Raw genomic sequence first — 19,466 nt, 5'->3', positions numbered from 1 at the left:
ATTAGAAATCAAACCGTAGTTGAATTACTACGGTTTTTTTTATTTCTGTATTTAAATTAGAAACGGATATACCGAGTAAACGGACAGAATCCTTCATGCGATCTTGATAAAGAAGTTCTTTAGCTGTATCTAAGAGTAAGTTTTGATCGGAAACAAAATAAGGAAGTGTTTTACTTCTTGTTTGTTGTGTGAAATCAGAATATTTTATTTTAAGAGTTATTGTTTTGCCAGATAATTTATGTTTTTGAAGCCTCTTAGCTAATTCATTAGCAATACGTTCTAGTTTTTCTTCCATAAAAATTTCGGAAGTTAAATTAGTATAAAAAGTGTGCTCTGCTGCAACAGATTTAGAAGCTCTATTGGGTTTAACAGGACTATTAGAAATACCTCTAACGAGATAATAATAATGTTTGCCACTTTTACCAAAATATGTTTCTAAATATTCTAATGTTTTAGATTTTAAATCTTGGCCTGTGTAAATTCCTAATTGGTACATTTTTTCGGCAGTTACCTTTCCAATACCATAAAATTTTTTAATGTCTAAACTTTCTAAAAAAATGGTTACTTCATCAGGATGAATGGTTTTTTGACCATTAGGTTTGTTGTAGTCAGAAGCTATCTTAGCTACAAATTTATTAACGGAAATACCAGCAGAAGCAGTTAATCCTACTTCATTAAATATACGATACCTAATTTCGGAAGCTATAAGAGTTGCACTAGGATTGTTTTTTTTATTCTGAGTGACATCCAAATAAGCCTCATCTAAAGATAAAGGCTCTACTAAATCAGTATATTCAAAAAATATCTTTCGAATCTTTAAAGAAATTTCTCGATATCTTTCAAATCGAGGTTTTATGAAGATTAAGTTAGGGCATAATCGTTTAGCTTGCATACCCGTCATGGCACTTCGTACACCAAATTTTCTAGCTTCATAACTAGCAGCAGATACCACTCCTCTAATTTCGCTACCTCCCACAGCTATTGGAAGACCTATCAGTTCAGGATGATCCATTTGTTCAACAGACGCATAAAAGGCATCCATGTCTATATGAATTATTTTACGAATAAGGCTTTCCATATTGCAAAATTACTAATGTTTAAGTAAAAGTTAATAGATTTTAAAAACTTAGAGTATCTTCGTGGGCTTATTTACAAAATTATATGATTGAAATAGAACGTAAATTTTTAGTTACAAATAATCAGTTTTTAGAAAAGTGTCAGTCTCAAAATAGAATTGTTCAAGGGTATTTGAGTTCAGTTCCAGAAAGAACAGTTCGAGTACGAATAAAGGGAGATAAAGGATATATTACGGTAAAAGGAGCTAGTAATATATCCGGAACTTCTAGATTGGAATGGGAAAAAGAAATTTCTTTAAAAGAAGCAGAACTACTTTTGCCTCTTTGTGAAAAAGGTGTGATTGATAAAGTACGCTATGAAGTTTTTTTTGAAAAACACCTTTTTGAAGTAGATGTTTTTTTAGGTTTAAATGAAGGACTTGTTTTGGCAGAAATAGAATTACAAACAGAAAGTGAAGTTTTTGAAAAACCTTCTTGGTTAGGATTGGAAGTTACTTCGGATTCCCGTTTTTATAATGCCTATTTGAGTAGACATCCTTATAAAGATTGGCAAGAAAAAGTTTAATTTTTTTCTTTTTTTAATACTATTTCAATCTTTACAGGCATTTCTCCTGCTCCTTTTCCTTTAGCTAATTGATGAAAAGCTTTATGAGATAAGTCTATTTCCCGACCGCGGATATGGGGTCCACGGTCATTTATTTTTACAATTATTTTACGACCGTTTTTTAAATTGGTTACTCGAACCCTTGTTCCAAATGGAAGTTTACGGTGTGCAGCAGTTAGTTTATGATTGTAAAAACGTTCACCACTAGCTGTTTTTCTCCCGTTAAAGCGATTGGCATAATAAGAGGCATGTCCTTTGCTTTTGTAAAGCTTATAATTATAAAGACCTTCTTCTGTGGATAAACTATCTAAAAGAGGCAAAGAATCTTTTTTAATCGTATCCTGAACAATTTTAATCGGCTCAAAACGAGCAGAATCAAATTTTCTAAATGAAAATTTTGATGTCATAAGAAGGGCAAGTAGTGTAGATATGCCCATTAAGATACGATTAATCATAATTTTATTCATTAAGTATTATACTATATAAAAAAATAAGCCCATTAAAAGGGCTTATAAGTTTCTTATGATAACCATGATGACCATGGAATACGAGATAATATTAAGATAAATCCAATGCTATAAAAAATAGCTATTTTTTTGAATTTATCATGACTTGTTTCCATTTTTTTATGTTTTGACCATCCAATTGTTATACAAGCTATGGCAATTAGATTTATTAAAGGATGCTCCATAGAAGTAAGTCTTAAAGCGGCTTCTTTCATATTAAAGCCTGATAAGCCAAGTGGGGAAACAAAGTATAAAATAATCCCTACTAAAAATTGAATATGTGTGCCGACTAAGCCAAATAGAGCAATTTTTCTATCTTTAGCAGTAAATTCTTTACTAGAAGAATTGCCTAAAAAACTATTAATAATAGCAAAAACTAATAATGTTAAGGCTACATAGGCCCATCCTGAATGAAATTTTTGTATGAATTCGTACATTTTAAAGGTTTTGGTTTACACAAATATAGTTAAAAAAATAGATGAATAGAAAAATTGAGGTACATGTCTTGTTTGAAAAAGACTACAGTTATCATTTAGACTGTAGTTCTTCATTCATTTTTCTTTCCAGTTCTGCTTGAAATTCTTCCATTACAGGTTTTACAGTGCTTTCTGGTAAATCAGCAATCCGAATATACATCAGTCCGTCAATAGCATTGTTAAAGAGAGGATCTACATTAAAAGCAACTACTCGAGCATTTTGTTTGATATATTTCTTGATTAGAACAGGCAAGCGTAGATTACCTGGTTCTACTTCGTCTATGATTTTGTCAAATTTATTCAAGTCAGATTCTGCTTCGTTAAATACAAAATCTTTATCAGCGTCTTTTAATTTTACCTTGTATTCTTTTTTAGGATGAATATATTGTGCAATATAAGGATCGTAAAAATTAGATTTCATGAATTCAATCATCAATGATTTTGAAAATTCTGAAAACTGATTACTAATACTTACTCCACCTATTAAAAACTTGTGTTCAGGATGTCTTAAAGTAGTATGTACAATTCCTTTCCACAATAAAAATAAAGGCATTGGTTTCTGTTGGTATTCATTGCATATAAAGGCACGTCCCATTTCGATTGACTTGCTCATCATATCGTAAAGTTCGGGTTCAAAACGGAATAAGTTTTGTAAATAAAAACCGTTTATTCCATATTTGGCAAAAATTCTAGATCCTAATCCCATGCGGTAGGCACCTGCAATTTGTTTCGTATCATCATCCCATAAGAACATGTGATGGTAATAGTTGTCAAATTCGTCCAAATCAATAGATTCGTTAGTCCCTTCGCCAACGGCTCTAAAAGTGATTTCTCTTAAACGTCCTATTTCGTGTAGGATATTAGGTATTTCATCGGCTTCTGTTAGAAATACTTCATAATTTTTACTTTGAAGTAATCGAGCCTCTTTTTTTCGAAGTTTAGCTACTTCTTCAATCATTTTTTCTTGATTGGCTCCTGTTACAATTGCTTTTGCAGGTTTTGAAGTAGGTTTTAAAATAGGTGCTTCAAAAAGCTTTTTTTCTTCGGCAAAAGCATTAGCAAGCATATACGTTTTTTTGCGTAAAAAATCCGTATAGTCCTCTAAAGTCGTATATTCATTCTGTTCGGTTACTGAAATAGGTTTTCCTATTCGAACTTTTATGACACGATCTTTTTGAGTTAATAATTCAGAAGGAAGTTTGGCTGTTCGTAAGGTGCTACTTAGTTTAGATAAAAAGTAAAATAATTTACTATTTTTAGCGTGAAAATAAATAGGCACAACAGGAACTTGTGCTTTTCTGATAACTTTAATAGCCCCTTCTTCCCATTCTTTATCTACTATAAGTTTTCCGTCTTTATAGGTCGAAACTTCACCAGCAGGAAACATACCTAATGGTTTGCCGTCACTTAAATGACGAAAAGTTTCTTTTAAACCAATTACACTCGATTTAGCATCCTTATGATTTTCAAAAGGATTGACAGGCATAATGTAAGGTTTTAAAGGTTCTATACGGTGTAGTAAGAAATTGGCAATAATTTTAAAATTAGGCTCACGTTCAAGCATTAATTTTAAAAGTAATATACCATCTATGCCTCCTAGTGGATGGTTGGAAATAGTTATATAAGGACCTTCCTTAGGTAATCTCTTTAGATCTTCTTCGGGAATCTCAAACTTAATCTGGAATTCGTCCAAAATTGCATTCAAGAATTCTACATCCGATAGATGTTTATTCCTATCATAAATTTTATTTAATGTTGATATCTGAAGCGCTTTCATTAACAACCAACCCGAAAAAGTCCCTACGGGGCCATAATTATCCGTTTTAATTGCTTTTGCTACTTCTTTGGCAGTTACTAAACCCATTTATATTTACGATTAATGCAAGTTGCAAATATAGCAAAAGTCGTATAATATGTAATGGTTTAACAATGAATCATTTATTTTTTTATTAAATCCGTTCAGATTTGTTTGATATTCAAATGTTTGTTAATTGTTTAAAAAAAATAGTCGAGACTCCTAAAATATTCTATACTTTTGGAAAAATCAATTATGCTATGAATAATGGATTAATAGTATTCATAATGAGTGATTTAGTTTTAATTTGTTAATTCTTTTTAATGAAAATTATATCATACAACGTAAATGGTATTCGCGCTGCCATTACAAAAGGTTTTTTAGAGTGGTTGCAAGCAGCAAATCCAGATGTAATTTGCTTACAAGAGATAAAAGCAACACAAGATCAAATTCCAGTAAAGGATATTGAATTAGCGGGTTATCCTTATCAATATTATTTTCCCGCAGAAAAAAAAGGATACAGCGGAGTTGCTATTCTTTCCAAAATAGAACCTAAAAAGGTTGTGTACGGAACAGGTATTGAACACATGGATAAGGAAGGACGGAACTTAAGATTAGATTTTGAGGATTGTTCTATTATGAGCTTATACTTACCTTCTGGTACGAATATAGATAGATTAGAACATAAGTTTATGTATATGGATGACTTTTATAGTTATATAGATGAACTTAAAAAAGAGGTGCCTCATCTTGTAATTTGTGGTGATTATAATATTTGCCATGAAGCTATTGATATACATGATCCTATACGAAATGCAAAAGTTTCTGGATTTTTACCAGAAGAAAGAGCATGGCTGGATAAATTTATAAAATCAGGATTTATAGATAGTTTCCGTTTTTTTAATACAAATCCGCATCATTATAGTTGGTGGAGTTATCGTGCTAATGCACGTGCCAATAATAAAGGCTGGAGGATTGATTATTGTTTGGTAAATGAAAAATTACAAGATAGAATGAAACGCGCTTATATTTTGCCAGAAGCGAAACATTCTGATCATTGTCCTGTGTGTGTAGAATTTTAATAAACCCCAAATCTTTTGAATTATGATAAAAAAAACTTCTATAGGATTACTATTGTTAGCACTAAGTACTTCCTCTTGTGTTTCAAAAAAGATATACACTGATTTAGAAAATAAGTTTGCTGAACTTAAAAAAGAACGTAATGCTTTAGCAGATGAAAATGAATTGCTTAAATCAGGTAAAAGCCAAGCAGATTTAAATTTAACAAAAGTAAAAGCAGAGCTAGAAAAAATAAAAGCGGAACGCGATAAATTAGCAGCAGATTATACAGCTACTTCTAACAACTTAGCTACTTTACAAAATTCATATAATGCTTTAGAAAAGAATAGTGACGAGGCATTAAAGGCTAATATGGATAAAAATCGGGAGTTGTTAGCACAATTAGAAGCAAAGGAAAAAGCCTTGGCTGCTGAAAAAGCACGTTTAGATAAATTAAGTAAAGAGTTTAAAGATCGTTCAGATCGTGTAACAGAACTAGAAAATTTAGTGGCTGCTAAAGAAGCCTCTATGAAGAAATTAAGAGAAACTTTAGCAAAATCATTAAAAGCTTTTGAAGGGAAAGGTCTCTTAATCCATCAGAAAGACGGTAAAGTATACGTTTCGATGGAAAACAAATTATTATTCGAATCAGGAAGTTGGACAGTAGGAACAGAAGGTAAAAAAGCAGTTGATTTAGTTTCAAAAGTTTTAGCTGATAATCCTGATATTTCAATTTTAATAGAAGGACATACAGATAACGATAAGATAAACGGAACGTTAGGAGGAGGAGTTGAAAATAACTGGGATTTATCTACTAAACGAGCTACAGCTATTGTAAATTTATTATCGTCTAATCCAAAGATTAAAAAAGAAAACTTAACAGCCGCTGGACGTAGTGAATATAGCCCATTAGTATCAAATGAATCGACAGAGGGGAAAGCTAAAAATCGTCGTATTGAAATTATTTTAACCCCTAAATTAGATGAATTAACAAAAGCATTAAATGAATTATAAAGAAACACGGAGTAAAGACTTTAAATAGAAAGTGAGTTCTTTAAATTTGAAATGCCTTTTAGGTGAAATAAATTAAAAGTTTATAAATGAAATATATCCAATTGCCTTACACTGGGTTAGAAGTAAGTGATATTTGCTTAGGAACAATGACTTTTGGAAATCAAAACTCAGAATCAGAGGCACATGCTCAAATGGATTATGCCTTTGAAAGAGGAATTAATTTTTTTGATACAGCCGAAATGTATCCAATAGGAGGAAATGCGAAACTATTTGGAAATACAGAACGCTATATTGGAAGTTGGTTTAAAAAAAAAGGAAAGCGAGATCAAGTTATTTTAGCAACCAAAATTGCGGGGCCCAATAGAGGCTTAGATTATATTCGTCAACCATTAGATTTTTCAAAAAAAAGTTTACACCAAGCAGTTGATTTAAGTTTAAAAAATCTACAAACAGATTATATAGACCTTTATCAAATGCACTGGCCTGAAAGGGTTATGAATATGTTTGGTAAAAGAGGTATGACCGAAATGGATAGCCAATGGGAAGATTCTATTTTTGAAATATTAACGGTTTTTGATGGTTTGATTAAGGAAGGAAAAATTAGAAATATTGGAGTTTCTAACGAAAATCCTTGGGGAGTTATGCGTTATCTGATAGAAGCGGAAAAGCATAATTTGCCTAGAATAGCCAGTATACAAAACCCCTATTCTTTATTAAATAGACTTTTTGAAGTGGGACTTTCAGAAATTTGTATGCGTGAAAAGTTAGCTTTACTAGCTTATTCTCCTTTAGCATTTGGATTTCTTACAGGGAAATATTTAAACGGAACGCCTAAGGATTCACGTATGGGGAAATTTCCAAATTTTACTCGTTATACCAATGAAAATTGTTATAAGGTAACAGCCAAATATCAAGAATTAGCCCATAGTCTTGGGCTTACTTTAACCGAGTTATCTATAGCCTTTGTGTATCATCAATCCTTTGTAACTTCTACCATAATAGGGGCAACCTCATTAGACCAGTTAGAAGAAAATATTAATGCTTTTGAGGTTAGACTTACTGATGAGGTAATAGCAGAGGTTAATAAAATACAAGAGCTACATCCTAATCCAGCACCATAGAATAGGAATGTTTTATATACCATAATTAAGACTGTTCAAGCATTAAATGAAACAATATCTAAAAAAATAAAAGGAATTATCAATCCTTATTTTTTATAAGTTTTAAGATATTCTTGAACAGTCTTTTAATAAATTATAGATTATTAATTATTTTATCTTTAGGATATTTAACAGTATAACTGATTCGTATTTTTTGAGTTTCATTTGGTTTTAATTGAAGATCCCAAGTTAAAATTCCTGTTTCTTGATTTACTTTTGCGCCATCCTTCTCTGTAAGTTCTATTTCTATTTCTTTGTCCGTTGAAAGAGGGTATTGATCTTTTAAAATAATATTAATCGATTCTTTTTTATTATTTCGAACGATAATATCATAAGTAAATGTTTGTTCTTTTTTAGAAGATAAGAAACGAATACCTGATTTATCGATTACTTTTTCCCTTTTAATAGATACTTTTTTGTCACGTCCCATACTTAAATGAAGAGTGTCTGATGTTTGATTCGGATTAATATATGTTTTTCCAACATGTAGTCCCTCAAAAACAATATTGGCTTCGCCTGCCAAGAGATTGTATTTAGTATAATCTTTTATCTCAGCCATTAAAAAAGCTTCTTTTTCTATTTTTGGAGCAGTATAGTATTTAAATGAAGCAGGAATTTTAAAATCTTTAAGAGAAACACTATGTGCTTTACCATTTGATATAATATCGTATGGGATATCTATTTCAAAAGAAGTTTGTAATTGATTCTCTACAATATCTGTATAACTACTTATAGAAGAAGGAACCTCTAGAGCTGCCTCTGTTTCCATTTTACTCATTTGTACATCTGCTGCTCGACCCTGTAATTGATTAGATATTCCTTTTTTTTGTTGATATTGTGAATATCCATAGGTAAGAAACCAGCTGTTTAGAATAGGAGCTTGATTGTTTTGATTGGGATTTCCAGAAGACAATGTGAGTTTAATCTTTTTCCAGTCAATTCCAGTAGTTTGATAAACTTGTGCTTTGTAAATTAAATTAATAGAATCTTTTATACTTTCTGTACGAAGATCATAAAAAGGAATCCAGCTAGCGTTGGGCGTTATATATGAAATTTCTAAAGGTATGTTTCCTGCTGAAGTATTCATAAGTTGCAAAACTAATTTACCTGTAGCTATTTTTTCATCTTTTGAATTATCTATCTCAAGTTTAGTATTTAACAGTTTTAATCGTTCTGTTAATTTTTTTTCTTTTTCTTCAAGAACGTTAATGTTATTACTCGTTTCAGTTCGTTTTATTTTGTAATATTCAACCATTTTAGATAGTTCTAGAACATTTAAACCTGAATTTTGACCGTAAACTTGTTGATTTTTATCTAATAGTTCAATTGTTTTTTGTTCAGAAATACGAATATTCGTTACTTTATTTATTTCCTTTTGAAGTAGTGTAATACTATCTTTTACTCTTTTTATTTCAGGAGAACTTTCATTTGTATCGTATTCAGAAATATAATCATTAGTAAATTGTATAGATAAAATAGTAACATGAGAAGGGGCACTTATTTGAACAGAATTTTCATTTAAATAATTGGCCACATTTTTAATGACTATTTCATGAGTACCGTTTGTTAACGGGATATGGGTCTGATGAATTATTTCGGCTGAATTGAAATAAACAGTTGCTTCTTTTATTTTTGCTTGAGTAAAAATAGGTTTTTGTGCCCAAGCAAAAAAAGAAGTCAATAAAATAAATTTTATAAAAATCTTTTGCATAATATGTAGTTTGTATCTTAATAAGTAGACAATTTACTGCAAAAGGTTGGAAATGAAAGAATAATTAATCTAAAATCTTTTTTACAGGAAGCATCGCACTGTCTAAAAAGGTTGTATCTTTTGGTATTCTAATACGTAGTAAATTCCTTGCTTTTCCCGATATATATATAGGTATTGATTGTCCAATGGTATCTTCAGTACTTATTAAAGCCCTTTTTAACATTAGATTTTTTATAAATTTTTGATGTCTTTCAGCACCTGATTTTTGTTTTCCCTCTTCGTTGAATTGGTACATAAACTTTTTGGGTTTAGGAACTATAGAAGCTAGAAATAAGCATTCGTTTAAGTTGAGGTATTGTGGTTTTTTTTGAAAATAAAACGCTGCGGCTTCACTTATTCCGTAGATATTAGGTCCCCATTCGATAATATTAAAATAGACCTCCAGCATTCTTTGTTTAGATGCAATTTGATTGTTTTCTAAAATATAAACAAGTAGTATTTCTTCGAGTTTTCTAGATAATGTTTTTTCGCGTGTCAAAAAAACATTTTTTACTAATTGCATACTGATAGTACTGGCCCCTCTGGCAAAACGTTTAGTACGGATATTCTTAATAATAGATTGTTTAAAAGCTTCTGTAATAAATCCTCGGTGTCTAAAGAAAGAAGGATCTTCACTTGTTAAGACAGCATTTTTGAGATAAGCAGGAATAGAATCATAAGGCGTAAAATGAGTATTACTATTACCTACCCAAATAGGACGTTGAGGGATTCCATTTTCAATAGCTCTGTATTCAAATTCAGAATTTAATTTTTCCAAATTAGCTTGTCCATATTTTAAAATATATAAATTATTCTTGTTTAGTTTACTATCAAAAATTAATTGATGTGGTTTGTTAATATTCACTTCAAAGTTTAAATGATAGTCAAAATCACCCAGTGCTTCCATTCCTTCAAAATGGCTAAAAAGTCCTGTAGGAAGTGATGTAATAAAGTCTTGTGCTCTGATTTTTTCTAAATCTAATTTGAGTTTATAAAGAGTATCTTCGGCTGTATTATATTCTAAATAAGGTTTGACTTTTATTTTGTTCAGTCTAGCCAAAGAATTTTGGCTAAGTGAAATGAAATTACTACCTAATACAAATTGATAGTCAAATTCAGCTTCCTTAATAACGACATCTTTATGGGCTATTTTAGGATGGTTAATCGTTAAGTTATTTATAGATGCTAATCCATTAATCGTTAATTCGCCAAAATTCATATCAATCCGATCCACTTTTAAACGAATTTTATCAAAGCCCGTTTTAAGCCCCCATTTTTCTTGTAAATAAGGAAGTGTTATTTGCGAAGTATCAGCAGACTGTATTAGTAAATCAGTTTGTTTTTTACGAGCATTGGCGTATCCTTGTATATTCCATTTTTGATAAAAATGATCCGTTGCAATTTGTATTTGAGTGTTTAACTTTTCATCTTTTAAAGAAAGGTTTTGCATTTGAAAAGTTAATTTTTTATCCATATCCTGTACTCGAAGTGTTAAATTTTGCAAGCGCATTTCGGTTGGGATGAGGTTTAGTAGTTGGGTTAAAACACGGTTAGCTAGTTTAGCATAATTGCGTTTTCCATTAGTTATTTCCTCCGATTTGTCTTTTTTAAGAAAAGTACTAAAATTAGTACCCCTTTCATTTTTTACTAATTGGATAAAACCATTTTCAATTTTTAAATTTTGAAGTTGTAGATCGCCTGTAATAATTTTAAAAAGATTAATTTCTGTTTCAATTTTTTTGACAGATAGTAATGTATCCTTATTTAGGGGAAGTATTTGAATATTTTCTAAGGTAATACTAGAGGTGCCTGTAAATGAGGCTTTTTGTATTTGGAAAGTCGTTTCGTAATCTATTTTAAACTTGTTTTGAGTTTTTAAAATAGCTTGTTCTAACAAGGAATCACGAAAAAAGTAAATGACACTTAAGAATAGTACAAGTATAATAGGTAATATTTTAATAAATAAAAAGAACCATTGCTTTTTTGTCTTCATAAATCAAGTTATTGGGGTAATAAAGCTATAAAATTGTCTACTTCTTTTTTTTGTTTAGCATATTTTTGTTGAAGAAGACCTTCTTTTTCCATACGGTTATAGTATTCTAGTGCTTTGTTGGCAAAAAAGAGTTGTTGGTTGTTAGCTGGATTAGGTATTTTGGAATAAGTTTTATGAAAAAGCATTTCATAATAGGCTTGCCATTCTCTTTCATTTTTATCCCAAACTAAGTTATTAGGTGCTTTTTGTCCTACATGTATCATCTCGTGTGCTATCAGATTAAGCATGAGTTTAAATTCAAATTCAAAAGTATTTTCAGGTATTCGTATTTTTTGAGGTTTACCAAACTCACCTTCTGTGGTCATTAATATAAATTTAGGTGCTGCCTTTTCTCTGAGTTCAAATCCTCCAAAATTAGGATGTATAATGTCAAAAGTACTAATAACGTATTCAGCACAGGCTATAGTTTCGCCTAATTCATGATAAGTTTGTACGATTTGTAGGATTTGACTTAATGATTTCATAGGTTCTCTTGCTTATCCAAATAATTCGCTTACTACGTCTTCAATTTTTGCAACTAGGTTAATTGCTATTTGATGGTTTTTTAGTGATATTTTACTGTATTTAGAAACAAATATGGTTGAAAAACCCAGTTTTTCAGCTTCTTGTATTCGTTGGTCAATTCTATTTACAGGGCGTATTTCACCTGATAAACCGACTTCGCCTGCAAAACACATATCTTTTCCTACGGGAATATCTTCGTTAGAAGAAAGTATAGCCGCCACAACTGCCAGATCAATGGCAGGATCATCGACTGTAATTCCTCCTGTTATATTCAAAAAAACGTCTTTAGATCCTAATCGGAATCCTGCTCTTTTTTCTAAAACAGCTAGTATCATATTGAGTCTTTTGGCATTATAACCAGTAGTGCTTCTTTGAGGTGTGCCATATACGGCTGTAGAAACGAGTGCCTGTATTTCAATCATTAAAGGGCGCATGCCCTCCATGGTTGTGGCTATGGCAGTACCCGATAATTCTTCTTCCTTGTGGGATATTAATATTTCAGAGGGATTAGCAACCTCTCTAAGCCCTGATCCTAGCATTTCATAAATTCCTAATTCTGAAGTAGAACCAAAACGATTTTTGAGTGATCGTAAAATACGGTAAATATGATTTCGATCGCCTTCAAATTGTAATACGGTATCGACCATGTGCTCTAGGATTTTTGGTCCTGCAATGGTACCGTCTTTTGTTATATGCCCAATTAAAATGACAGGTGTATTGGTTTCTTTAGCAAATTTTATGAGCTCTGCAGTGCATTCTTTTATTTGAGAAATGCTACCAGCGGATGATTCTATATAATCTGTTTGTAAAGTTTGTATAGAGTCAATAATAACAACATCCGGTTGAATAGTTTCAATTTGTTTGAAAATATTTTGAGTCTTCGTTTCTGTTAGTATATAGCAATTGTTGTTTTCGGCTGTAATTCGTTCCGCCCGCATTTTTATTTGCTTTTGGCTTTCTTCTCCCGATACATATAATGTTTTATAAGGTAAATTGAGTGATATTTGAAGTAATAAAGTGCTTTTACCTATTCCTGGTTCGCCTCCTAACAAAGTGAGTGAACCAGGAACTAATCCACCTCCTAACACCCGATTTAATTCTCCATCTGTTGTATTCATTCTAATTTCTTCTGTAGAATCAATTTCATGAACTAAAAGAGGTTTGGAAACTCTTTTATGGGAGGAGGAGGAATCGGTTTTCCAATTATTTTTTTCTTCTTTTTGAACAATTTCTTCAACTAAGGTATTCCATTCTTTACAAGATGTGCACTGACCTTGCCATTTAGCAAATTGAGTTCCACAACTTTGACAAAAAAAAGAGGTTTTAATTTTAGCCATTGGATATTAATTCTCTTTTTTATTTTCTTCTTTTAGAGGTTCAGTAGATGTTTCAGTAGCGTTTTCTAAAATGTTTTCTTCCGCTTTTGTATCTTTTGCTTTGCCTCCTTTCATTTTATTCTTTTTAGGAAGTTTAGCTTTTAGTTCTTCCGCTTTATTCATCATAAAATCTCTGGTAATGTCTCCAATTTCCGTTTTATTAAAAGAATCTTGATAAAATTTTAAAGCTCTTTTTATTTCTCCTCGTTTTTCCCAATACATTCCCATGTGGTATTCATACAACATGGTTTTTTCGTATTGTTGACCTGAAATCTGAGCTAAAAGTTCATATTCATACCAAGCTTCATTTTTTTTAATAGCTGTTTCAATAGCCCTCATGTCGCTAAAACGAATGTTGGTTTTTAGTCCCAATGATTTTTCTATTGCATCGTATTTTTTGTTAAGATAATCTACAAAACCTTCTTTTAGAGGACTGATTTTATCTTGGTATTCCATGGCTGTAATAGGTTGGTATATCTCAAAAAAATGATAAAGAGCACTTGGTATAGCATTAGGTGCTATTCCATAATGGGCTATTCCTTTAAAATCATCAAACTTATAGTTTAAAAAATCATTTTTAATAGTTTTGATATTTTGATCTAATGTTTTAATGTTTTTTTGGAATTTCTTTAAGTCACCATCAGAAGTTGCTTGGTAATAAAAAACAGGTTTTTTTGTTTCTAAAAGTCTTTGTGCTACCATGCCCTCCATTCCATTTGCTAGTTCAGGACTGATAGAAATGTAACCGTCAAATAAGGGATTTTCTTTGTATAAAAAAGCGTTTAAAAAACCAGCTGTTAGATCCATGCCCGCTATTATACGAAAAGGGGCTAATCGGTATTTTTTTTCTAAATGGGGTAGGAGTTCAGTGCCAATAAATTCAAAAAAATCAGCTCCTTTTTTAGTAGGTAAACCTTCCGCTGGATCAAATTGAGAATCATCATAACGCTCATTGTTCTTGTTTTGATTAATGCCAACTAAAATTACTTCAGGTAGGTCGTCCCAATAATTTCCATATCGTAAAGTACTTTCAAATGAAGGAAATAAAAACTCACTATCAAGAACCAATATGACAGGATAGCTACGTTCAGGATTAGATCCGTAAGAAGTAGGTAATTTAACTGTAATATCTCTTTTTGCATTAAGTTTTGTCGAGAAAAAATGATCCACAGTTGTCTGAGAAAATAGAGTCAAGGAACAAAAGAAGGCAAATGCCCATATAAAATTTTTCATATATGTGAATTTATTTACGATAGCCTTCTATATAGAATTGCTTTTGTATTGTGTAAATACATTATGATGAGCTAAATCTTATAGAAAAATTACCTGTTAAGTTGGTGAAGCAAGTTACTAAATTATTTTTTTTTAGTAACAATTGGTAAAACAGAAAATGAAAAGATGCCTAAAAGAATTGTGATTAAAAGTTGCGATGTCCAAACAATCCATCCAAAAGCATTTCCTGCTTCTATAGGGATTTTATATAAAACTAAAATTTTTGCAATTAAAACAGGAAAAAAACCAAAGCCGCCATTTGTAAATGACATGGTTAATCCTCCTATTACAAAAGCAACGAGTATCGTTCCGAAACTAATTGAGCTGGTAGCCTCCAATGCAAATACTGTAATATAAAACATTAAGACATACGAAAACCAAATTAGAAAAGTAAAAAATAAAAAACGCCATTTATTAGGCATATACAGTAAACTAAAAATTCCTTCTTTTAATCCCGCAATTTTTGATTTGAAAAGTAAAATATATTTCCAATTAGAATAACTGTATAAAAGTAAAAAACTTATTCCTGCTATAAAACCTATTACTAAAAGTATAATTAGTTTTTCAATAGGAATATAGGCTAATAAAAAATTCTTTAGCGTATCTATTTCTAGTATTAAGGCACTAAAAACAAATAATAAAAGAAAAATTAAATCCACAATTCGCTCTGCTATAATGGTTCCAAAAGCCTTATCAAAAGGAACATCTTGGTATTTCTTTAAGATTAAAGCTCTTGAAAATTCGCCTGATCTAGGAATTGTTAAATTTACAAAATAGCCTATACAAACAGCTAAGAAATTAAGCTTAAAATGAGGTTTTACACCTATTTCTTGTAGTGCGTATTTCCAACGATAAGCCCTAAAAATACACCCTGATATAGCTATAAGCAAAGATACTGCAACGTAATTATAGTTAGCTGTGGTAAAATACAATTGCATTTGAGCAATTTGTTTTTCTGTAAATGAGTTATAGGTGTAATAAGTCAGTCCAGCACCTAATAGTAAAGGAATGATTAAACTGGCATAAGAGCGTATTTTGTTACTCACGTTATTGGAGTGAATTATTTTCTTCGTTAGGGAATACAATAGAAGGTTTGAAATTTTTAGCTTCACTCATTTCAATGCTTCCATACGAAATAATAATAATAATATCTCCTTGATGCACTTTACGTGCAGCAGGACCATTTAAGGTAATCTCGCCACTATTCTTAGGTCCTTTAATAGCATAAGTTTCTAAACGTTCTCCGTTGTTTACATTTACAATAGATACTTTTTCGCCTTCAAAAATATTTGCGGCATCCATTAATACTTCGTCAATAGTTATACTTCCGATATAATTTAGATCGGCACCTGTTACTTTAACTCGGTGGATTTTTGATTTTACAACTTCAATTCGCATGGTACAAAGTTATATTATTTTAATGAAATGTTATCAATTAAACGTATATTGTTTACAAAAACGGCTATAAAAGCACGGTATATTTTGTTGGGTGATTTTTCTGTACAGGTTTTTAATGTGTCTTCTTCTGCTATTTCAAAATACTCTAGTTTAAATAAAGACTGTTTTAAAAATTCATTTTCAACCCATTTGGTTAGGTTTTCCGGTGTTTGAGTCTGAAAATTTTCTTTTACAGTAGTTAGTGTTTTAAAAATAAAAGACGCTTCTGTTTTTTCTTGTGCAGACAAGCGCTGGTTTCTTGAACTCATTGCTAAACCATTGGCCTCTCGATAAATAGCGCAACCTACTATGTTTACTGGTATGTTGTAGTTTTTAACGAGTTTTTTAACAATTTGTAATTGTTGAAAATCTTTTTCACCAAAGTAAGCACTTGTAGGATTTATGATTTCAAATAATTTTTTAACAATAGTTCCTACACCATCAAAATGTCCAGGTCTGTGTTTGCCTTCCATTTCAAACTCTAAACCATCATACTCGAAATGAGTAGAGACAGTATTGCCTTCGTATATATCATCAATAGTAGGAGCGTAAACTATAATGTTTTTATTAAGAGAATGAATTTGATTTAAATCTTCTTCAAGAGTTCGGGGGTATTTTTCTAGATCTTCTTGATTGTTAAATTGTGTTGGATTTACGAAAATACTTACAATGGTAAGATCGTTGTGTGTTAAAGCTTCTTGCATTAATGACAAGTGACCTTTGTGCAATGCTCCCATAGTAGGAACAAATCCAATGGTTTTTTTCGGGGCTAAAAAAGTATCTAAATGTCTTTTTAATTCGCTTTTTTGAGTAAATAAAGGCATATAAAATTCTTAAAATAAGTGCAAAATTACTATTTTAGTCGTTATCTCCGTAAAAATTTGTAATTTTGCGTGGATTTGTGTCCAATAAACAAAACAGTAAAGTAAAGATGGAGGATAAAAGGATATTATATGTATCATCCGAATTAGTGCCCTATTTGCCTGAAAATGAGGTATCTTTGATGTCGTTTGATTTGCCAAAAATGATTAACGATCAAGGAGGGCAGATTAGAATTTTTATGCCACGTTATGGAAATGTAAATGAAAGAAGGCATCAATTACATGAAGTAATTAGACTTTCAGGAATGAATTTAGTGGTAAATGATGTTGATATGCCTCTAATTATTAAAGTTGCTTCCATACCTAAAGAGCGTATACAAGTATATTTTATAGATAACGATGAGTACTTTAAACGCAAGTCTACTTTTACTGATGAAGAAGGCGTTTTGTTTGAAGATAATGATGAGCGTGCTATTTTCTTTGCAAAAGGAGTAGTTGAAACAGTAAAAAAATTAAACTGGGTTCCTGATATTATCCATGTTCAAGGGTGGATGGCCTCTTTATTGCCTGTTTATATGAAACATTACTATAAAGACGATGCGTTATTTTCAGAAACAAAGATAGTTACATCTGTTTTTAAAGAAGGTTACGAAGGAATATTAGATGCTCAAATTTCGAAAAAAGTTCAATTTGATGGTGTGCCACAAAAAGCTATTCAAGAGTTAGATAACCCTACTTACGAAAGTTTAATGATGACAGCTATTAATCATTCGGATGGAGTAGTGATGGGATCAGAAGAAATATCACCAAATTTAACAAAATTTATAGAAGCTTCTAAAAAACCTTTTTTACCTTTCGCCTCCAAAGATGTATTTGCAGAAGCTTATACAGAATTTTATAAAACTCAAATATTAGGTTAATAAAATGAATTTCAATACTTTTGTAAAAAAAGCAGTTGTTTTGTTATCGGTTTTTTTCTTGTCATGTGATCAAGATTATAATACAATAGGGGCTGATTTAGTAGGAGACCAAACCTTTTCTTTTTTAGGAGGTGAGGATAAATCGAGTAGTATAACGATTAATGACCTAGATTTAGGGGCGGTTCAATCTAATAATCTTTCTATAAATCATTTAGGATTGTTAAAAAGTGATTATTTTGGAGAGACGACTGCTTCTTTTGTCACGCAATTGCAATTAGAACAAGTGGCACCTGTATTTAAAACAGGTGTTGTAGTAGACAGTGTAGTGCTTTCGGTACCTTATTTTAGTACTAAATTGAGTACTGGTGCTAATGGAAAAGGAACCTATAGACTGGATTCTATTTATACTAATACAAGAGATTATTATACAGATTTTAAAGCGGATAAATTACCGACTTTTAATCTAGAAGTATTTAGAAATAATTATGCTTTGAATGATTATGATGTAAATGATATTACTAAAAACGCAAAATATTATTCTGATCAAGAGAGTATACTGGATGTGGTAGTAGGTGAAAAGTTAAATAATGCTGCTAAAGAAAGTGAAAATATTAATTTTAGACCGAATCAAGCTGAGTTTGAAAAAGCAAAAATAGATGAGGAAACTCAAAAGTTGTTGCCTATAAAAGATAATCCAAATAACGTAGGAGAACGTCTTTCTCCTCGTATACGCTTACATCTTGACAAATCTCATTTTGAAGATAATATTATAAAGGCCGATTCTAGATATTTAATAAACAATAGTGCTTTTGTAAATTATTATAGAGGATTAACCTTTAGAGTGTCTAGGAATCAAGGCGTAATGATGGCGTTGGATTTTAAAAAAGGAGATGTAACAATACATTATAGACAAGATAATTCGAGTATTAAAACAGGAAAAGAAATAAAAACCTTAGTTCTAAAAATGACAGGTAATTCTCTAAATGTTTTAAAACATAATAAATCAGCTAATTATGCAAGTGCTTTGTCATCAAATCTACCAGCAGATAATCTGTTTTTAAAAGGAGGACAAGGATCCGTAGCGGAAATTAAAATTGATCAAGCTTTAATTGATGACCTAAAAAATAAAGGAGCATTAGTTAACGACGCCAGTTTATATTTTACTGTAGATCCTAATTTTGTGAGTTCATTAAGTAGTGGTAGTAATAACTCCTTTTATTATTTTAATCCAATGCGTCTATATTTGTTTAACGCAGAAAAAATAAGATCATTGGTAGATTATACAAATGATATAACTAAATTAAATGGTTTTCCGAAAAAGGATAAATATGTTCATGGAGGTATCTTACAAAAAGTAAACGGCAAGTATATGTATCGCATTCGTTTAACAGATCACATTAATCAGATCTTAAATGATAAGACTGGTAACTATACAAATGTAAAACTAGGACTTGCAGTTACCGAAAATATTAATATTGCTCCTGAATTAGGATTATCAGGTGTAAGTGAATTAAAAAATACCATAGGTACCCTAAAAAGAATTCCTGTAGCTAGTGTGATGAGCCCTTTAGGAGTTGTTTTAGGAGGTACGCAAGGAGAAAATAAAGTTCAATTTAAAATAAGCTATACTAAACGAAATTAAT

At 31.0% G+C, this 19,466-nt stretch carries 18 protein-coding genes; 6 read left to right on the top strand and 12 right to left on the bottom strand.

Features of this window, described 5'->3' with window-relative positions; genetic code table 11:
* Window position 1: 1 nt before the first annotated feature.
* On the bottom strand, window positions 2–1,078 hold the full coding sequence (gene dinB / locus NAB20_RS02270; RefSeq protein WP_127823275.1) for a DNA polymerase IV: 1,077 nt from the start codon (window positions 1,076–1,078) through the stop codon (window positions 2–4).
* Between the two features lie 83 nt (window positions 1,079–1,161).
* On the opposite strand from dinB, the gene NAB20_RS02265 reads away from it, so the two are divergent.
* A complete protein-coding gene (locus NAB20_RS02265; RefSeq protein WP_105195670.1) occupies window positions 1,162–1,641 on the top strand; it encodes a CYTH domain-containing protein in 480 nt (159 codons plus the stop codon).
* Here the strand turns inward: NAB20_RS02265 and NAB20_RS02260 are convergent.
* The 3 genes from NAB20_RS02260 to NAB20_RS02250 all read right to left on the bottom strand — a co-directional run bounded on the left by NAB20_RS02260 (window position 1,638) and on the right by NAB20_RS02250 (window position 4,526).
* Complete coding sequence (locus NAB20_RS02260; RefSeq protein ID WP_105195683.1) at window positions 1,638–2,135, bottom strand: septal ring lytic transglycosylase RlpA family protein; 498 nt, start codon at window positions 2,133–2,135, stop codon at window positions 1,638–1,640. The two genes, NAB20_RS02265 and NAB20_RS02260, sit on opposite strands and share 4 nt — an antisense overlap.
* A gap of 65 nt (window positions 2,136–2,200) precedes the next feature.
* Window positions 2,201–2,623 carry a hypothetical protein gene (locus NAB20_RS02255; RefSeq protein ID WP_105195671.1) on the bottom strand — a complete coding sequence of 141 codons (423 nt, stop codon included), beginning with the start codon at window positions 2,621–2,623 and terminating at the stop codon, window positions 2,201–2,203.
* A 91-nt stretch (window positions 2,624–2,714) separates the two neighbouring features.
* Window positions 2,715–4,526: a GNAT family N-acyltransferase gene (locus tag NAB20_RS02250; RefSeq protein WP_088390785.1), complete on the bottom strand. Its 1,812-nt coding sequence runs from the start codon at window positions 4,524–4,526 to the stop codon at window positions 2,715–2,717.
* Window positions 4,527–4,780: 254 nt separating this feature from the next.
* On the opposite strand from NAB20_RS02250, the gene NAB20_RS02245 reads away from it, so the two are divergent.
* The 3 genes from NAB20_RS02245 to NAB20_RS02235 all read left to right on the top strand — a co-directional run bounded on the left by NAB20_RS02245 (window position 4,781) and on the right by NAB20_RS02235 (window position 7,651).
* Window positions 4,781–5,539: an exodeoxyribonuclease III gene (locus NAB20_RS02245; RefSeq protein WP_088390783.1), complete on the top strand. Its 759-nt coding sequence runs from the start codon at window positions 4,781–4,783 to the stop codon at window positions 5,537–5,539.
* A 22-nt stretch (window positions 5,540–5,561) separates the two neighbouring features.
* On the top strand, window positions 5,562–6,530 hold the full coding sequence (locus tag NAB20_RS02240; RefSeq protein WP_105195672.1) for an OmpA family protein: 969 nt from the start codon (window positions 5,562–5,564) through the stop codon (window positions 6,528–6,530).
* 86 nt (window positions 6,531–6,616) lie between these two features.
* Window positions 6,617–7,651 (top strand): aldo/keto reductase, encoded by a 1,035-nt coding sequence (locus NAB20_RS02235; RefSeq protein WP_088390779.1) that lies wholly within the window; start codon window positions 6,617–6,619, stop codon window positions 7,649–7,651.
* 133 nt (window positions 7,652–7,784) lie between these two features.
* On the opposite strand, the gene NAB20_RS02230 is transcribed toward NAB20_RS02235, so the two are convergent.
* The 8 genes from NAB20_RS02230 to panC form a co-directional block, all read right to left on the bottom strand.
* Window positions 7,785–9,401, bottom strand: a complete 1,617-nt coding sequence (locus NAB20_RS02230; RefSeq protein WP_375605436.1) for a DUF4139 domain-containing protein — start codon at window positions 9,399–9,401, stop codon at window positions 7,785–7,787.
* A 64-nt stretch (window positions 9,402–9,465) separates the two neighbouring features.
* Window positions 9,466–11,433 carry a transglycosylase domain-containing protein gene (locus NAB20_RS02225; RefSeq protein ID WP_105195675.1) on the bottom strand — a complete coding sequence of 656 codons (1,968 nt, stop codon included), beginning with the start codon at window positions 11,431–11,433 and terminating at the stop codon, window positions 9,466–9,468.
* Between the two features lie 8 nt (window positions 11,434–11,441).
* Window positions 11,442–11,957: a hypothetical protein gene (locus NAB20_RS02220; protein WP_375605435.1), complete on the bottom strand. Its 516-nt coding sequence runs from the start codon at window positions 11,955–11,957 to the stop codon at window positions 11,442–11,444.
* Between the two features lie 12 nt (window positions 11,958–11,969).
* Complete coding sequence (radA, locus tag NAB20_RS02215) at window positions 11,970–13,334, bottom strand: DNA repair protein RadA (RefSeq protein ID WP_375605434.1); 1,365 nt, start codon at window positions 13,332–13,334, stop codon at window positions 11,970–11,972.
* A 6-nt stretch (window positions 13,335–13,340) separates the two neighbouring features.
* Entirely contained in the window at window positions 13,341–14,606 is a 1,266-nt protein-coding gene (locus NAB20_RS02210) for an alpha/beta hydrolase (protein ID WP_088390770.1), read from the bottom strand.
* Between the two features lie 122 nt (window positions 14,607–14,728).
* Window positions 14,729–15,691 carry a lysylphosphatidylglycerol synthase transmembrane domain-containing protein gene (locus NAB20_RS02205; protein WP_088390769.1) on the bottom strand — a complete coding sequence of 321 codons (963 nt, stop codon included), beginning with the start codon at window positions 15,689–15,691 and terminating at the stop codon, window positions 14,729–14,731.
* Window position 15,692: 1 nt separating this feature from the next.
* Entirely contained in the window at window positions 15,693–16,043 is a 351-nt protein-coding gene (gene panD, locus NAB20_RS02200; protein WP_088390767.1) for an aspartate 1-decarboxylase, read from the bottom strand.
* A 14-nt stretch (window positions 16,044–16,057) separates the two neighbouring features.
* Window positions 16,058–16,906, bottom strand: coding sequence for a pantoate--beta-alanine ligase (panC, locus tag NAB20_RS02195; protein ID WP_105195678.1), 849 nt, complete (start codon window positions 16,904–16,906; stop codon window positions 16,058–16,060).
* 107 nt (window positions 16,907–17,013) lie between these two features.
* Here panC and NAB20_RS02190 point away from each other — a divergent pair, with 107 nt between their 5' ends.
* Complete coding sequence (locus NAB20_RS02190) at window positions 17,014–17,823, top strand: glycogen/starch synthase (protein ID WP_088390763.1); 810 nt, start codon at window positions 17,014–17,016, stop codon at window positions 17,821–17,823.
* 4 nt (window positions 17,824–17,827) lie between these two features.
* Window positions 17,828–19,465, top strand: a complete 1,638-nt coding sequence (locus NAB20_RS02185; protein WP_105195679.1) for a DUF4270 domain-containing protein — start codon at window positions 17,828–17,830, stop codon at window positions 19,463–19,465.
* Window position 19,466: the final 1 nt, after the last annotated feature.

The sequence above is a fragment of the Flavobacterium davisii genome (assembly GCF_042182265.1).
GTDB lineage: Bacteria > Bacteroidota > Bacteroidia > Flavobacteriales > Flavobacteriaceae > Flavobacterium > Flavobacterium davisii.
This window is presented reverse-complemented; position numbering and strand designations above follow the sequence as displayed.